This is a genomic window from Hyphomonas sp. UBA3601, from assembly GCF_002375605.1.
Classification (GTDB): domain Bacteria; phylum Pseudomonadota; class Alphaproteobacteria; order Caulobacterales; family Hyphomonadaceae; genus Hyphomonas.
The window spans coordinates 8,766-11,925 of the sequence record NZ_DFME01000097.1 but is presented as its reverse complement, the minus strand read 5'-3'; the positions used below and the strand labels follow the sequence as shown (position 1 = coordinate 11,925).

Here is a 3,160-nt window from a genome sequence, read left to right as displayed (position 1 = left end):
AGGCCATCCTCCCTCACAATGATGACATGAAGGCCGGAATTTTCGCCTTCACGTTCTTCCACATCATATCCCATTTCACGCAAGGCTTCGGCGGCTTCCATGCCACCTGGAACATCGATTTCCACGCCAACCGTATCACCGCGCGCGATAATGTTCGGCAGTTCGATGGCTTCCTGAGCTGTCTTGCCCCACTCAAGAACCCCAACAAGCGTTTTCGAGACATAGGCCACGATGGAATTGCCGCCCGGTGATCCGGTGACCATGAACAGGTCACCATCGGGATCGAAGACGATTGTTGGAGACATCGAACTGCGAGGCCGTTTCAATGGGCCGGGTGCGTTCGCGACGGGCTTGGTGCCCTTTGTCGGCTCGCGGGAGAAATCTGTCAGCTCATTGTTCAGCATGAAGCCGTGAACCATGAGGGACGAGCCGAAAGCCGCTTCTACGGTGGCGGTCATGGAGACGGCGTTGCCATCTGCATCCACAATGGAGATGTGCGTGGTGCCGGGCGCGTGCTCGGTGGCGTCTTCTCCCCAGAGCGGGCGGATTGGGTCTCGTCCAAGCGCAACGCCAGGATCACCCGGGAAGGAGGCCGCATCCGGTGCGAAGGCTTCTTTGGCGCGGACGCGCAGATAGGCCGGATTGATCAGGTCTTTTGAGGGTACCGGGACGAAATCAGCATCGGCCAGATAATGATCGCGGTCCGCATAGGCGAGGCGTTGGGCGTCGACAAAGGCTTTGAGATAGCCTTCTTCGGTCATGCTCGTCTCGTCGGTTGGCTCCAGCAAATCATAGAGTCCCATGATCATGTTCTGCGTCACGCCGCCGGAAGAAGGGGGTGGTGCCGAGCAGATGCGATAGTGATCTGTCCGATCACCGCAAAGGGCTGGCCTGACTTTGACGGAATAGGTCGAAAGATCTTCGAGACTCATATCGCCCGGAACAGCATCCCCGTTGACCGCGTCCACGATGGCTTGTGCAATGTCGCCTTCGTAGAAAGCGGCTGGTCCGGAATCCGCGATGGCAGACAATGTCGCGGCATAGTCCGGATTGGTACGGATGAATCCGATGGGCAGCGGCTCTCCACCCGGATAGAAGTACTCGGATGAGGCAGGCAGATCGTCGAGCCGTACTGCGCCGCGCAGGCGCGGATTGGCCAGCAGGCCGGCAAGGCGTGGTGAGACTTCGAACCCATCTTCAGCCAGTTTGATGGCTGGTTGGAACAAGGCGTCCCATTCGAGTTTGCCAGCCGCTTCGTGAGAAGTCTTGTAGAGCGCAATCTGGCCGGGCACGCCAACGGCCTTGCCGGACTGCCAGGCTTCAAGGAACCCAAGCGGCTTGCCATCCTTCATGAAATGGTCCGGTGTCGTGGATGCGGGGGCAACTTCGCGTCCATCAAAAACGGTTATCTCGTCCTTGGCACGATCATAGTAGACCATGAAGGCACCACCGCCGATGCCGGAGCTTTGAGGTTCGACCAATCCAAGCACTGAGTGCACGGCGATGGCCGCATCAATCGCCGATCCGCCCTGACGCAACATTTCGAGACCCGCTTCGACCGCGCGAGGGTCCGCTGCGGCGACCATGGCGCCTTTCGTCCAGGCGTTCGTGGCTGGGGCTTCAGCCGCTGTGACACCTTCTTCTACGGACTGGGCGGCAGCATCAGCAGCGCGGCTCGCTTCTTCGGTCGCGTTGAACGGTCTATCGTCGCCCGGCGCACAGGCGGAGAGTCCAATACAGGCGAGGAGAATCGGCAAACGGCTCATAAAGTGCCCCTTCAGCTTGGCGTGTGTTGCAGCAGACCTTATGAAACATGCCTCACAAGGGAAAGACAGGGCCGCAGCTTATGGCAAAACCAGGCGCAAGAAATACCATTACGGACGTGCCGGGCATAAAGGTTGGGCAGGCTGAGGATGCCAGTGTCCGTTCAGGTGTCAGCGTGATCGTGCCGGATGCACCTGCGATCGCGGCGGTGGCAGTGTCCGGCGGAGGCCCCGGCACGCGCGAAACCGACCTTCTATCGGCGGGCATGCTGGTCGATGGCATCGACGCGGTCTGTCTCTCCGGCGGCAGCGCATTCGGTCTCGCAGCGGCAGACGGCGTGGCGTCAGGACTGAAGCAGGAGGGGCGCGGTTTCGCGCTCGTGCCGTTAACGAGCGTGCCGCGAACGCCGATTGTGCCAGCGGCGATCCTCTATGATCTTTCCAATGGTGGTGACAAGGACTGGGGCGAAGTTTCGCCTTATGCGGCCCTCGGCCTGGCGGCGTATCGTTCGCGTGGCACAGAGCTGGCGCTTGGTCAGGCCGGGGCGGCCTATGGTGCGCGGGCGGGGGCGTTTGCGGGCGGGACCGGTTCTGCCAGTATCGTGACGCATGACGGTATTACCGTCGGCGCGCTGGCCGGGGTAAACTGTTTCGGATCAGTCTTCATGCCCGGCACAGAAGCGTTCTGGTCGTGGCCCTTCGAGATTGATGGGGAATTCGGGGGCCAGCGTCCACCCGGAGATTATGTTGCCGATGCAGAGGATTGGGGCGCCGCGAAGTCCAACCCGGCGCTCGGCCAGAACACCACCATCGCCTGCATCGCCACGGATGTAATTCTGACAGCGAGTGAAGCGAAGCGGGTGGCGCAGATGGCGCTGTCCGGCTTCTCTCGTGCCATCCGGCCGGTCTTTGCGCCGTTTGATGGAGATGCCTTGTTCGTAATGTCGTCAGGCCAGATTGCCTCACAGGAGAAGCGTGCCATACTCATTGCGAGGATCGGAGAATTGGCCGCCTCCACACTCGCCCGGGCCATTGCACGGGGGGTGCATGAAGCCAATCGCTGATGAGGGACAGGCGTATGCAGCGCGGGTGGAAGATCGGAATTGGAGCAGGATTGCTGGCGCTGGCCACGGCCTGTGTTGTGGGTGGTCAGGAAGCAGATCCTGCGGATTGGCCCGGCATGGCGTCGCTGCAGGCCTTGCAAGGACGGTCCGTGTTCCACGAATGCGGCGCAACCATGATCTCTCCGGAATGGGCGATAACGGCGGGACATTGCGTTGAAGGAATTCGCGTTGAGAGCAACGGACGTGCAGTCCAGTATTTTCCGGATGCAACCGGTCGCACGATGGAGCGGTTTGGGCCAGTCGGGCTGGCGATAGGTCGCGGCTCGTTGATGG

General features: G+C 60.9%; 3 protein-coding genes. 2 read left to right on the top strand and 1 reads right to left on the bottom strand.

The window, feature by feature from the left end; genetic code table 11:
• On the bottom strand, nt 1-1,766 hold a 1,766-nt coding region (locus tag B4F73_RS09830), incomplete at its 3' end, for a gamma-glutamyltransferase family protein (RefSeq protein WP_290483145.1).
• Nucleotides 1,767-1,846: 80 nt separating this feature from the next.
• Here B4F73_RS09830 and B4F73_RS09825 point away from each other — a divergent pair.
• Nucleotides 1,847-2,827 carry a P1 family peptidase gene (locus B4F73_RS09825; protein ID WP_206992007.1) on the top strand — a complete coding sequence of 327 codons (981 nt, stop codon included), beginning with the start codon at nt 1,847-1,849 and terminating at the stop codon, nt 2,825-2,827.
• A partial coding sequence (locus B4F73_RS09820) for a trypsin-like serine protease (RefSeq protein WP_290483144.1) occupies nt 2,827-3,160 on the top strand: 334 nt, incomplete at its 3' end. The genes B4F73_RS09825 and B4F73_RS09820, both read left to right, overlap by 1 nt.

What these genes read in the sequence shown, in the direction of transcription:
- B4F73_RS09825 (WP_206992007.1), top strand. Translation starts at nt 1,847, where the DNA reads ATGGCAAAACCAGGCGCAAGAAATACCATTACGGACGTGCCGGGCATA.